The organism is Shewanella sp. AS16 (assembly GCF_021412365.1).
GTDB lineage: Bacteria > Pseudomonadota > Gammaproteobacteria > Enterobacterales > Shewanellaceae > Shewanella > Shewanella salipaludis.
Genome location: NZ_JAKCLK010000417.1, coordinates 1 through 282 on the forward strand (window position 1 = coordinate 1; position 282 = coordinate 282).

The 282-nt window shown below is 50.7% G+C and carries 1 protein-coding gene; it reads right to left on the reverse strand.

Features of this window, described 5'->3' with window-relative positions; genetic code table 11:
• Nucleotides 1-14 precede the first annotated feature (14 nt).
• Nucleotides 15-282, reverse strand: a 268-nt coding sequence (locus LZP73_RS20910) for a class II aldolase/adducin family protein (RefSeq protein WP_234236907.1), incomplete at its 5' end; no start/stop codon positions are given.

Below are 282 nucleotides of genomic sequence, written 5' to 3' on the forward strand. Positions count from 1 at the left end.
GTTTTATACAGTCATTACTGCCCGTAATATGCCTTCGCGCCATGCTTACGCAGATAGTGTTTATCCAGCAGCGTTTGCTGCATATCCGGTAACTGCGGCGCTAACTGACGGCAGAATATCCCCATATAAGCGACTTCTTCCAGCACGATGGCGTTATGCACCGCATCTTCGGCGTTTTTTCCCCATGCAAATGGGCCGTGAGAATGGACCAGCACGCCGGGCATTTGCGCTGCATTGATACCCTGTTTTTCGAAGGTTTCTACGATGACGTTACCGGTTTCC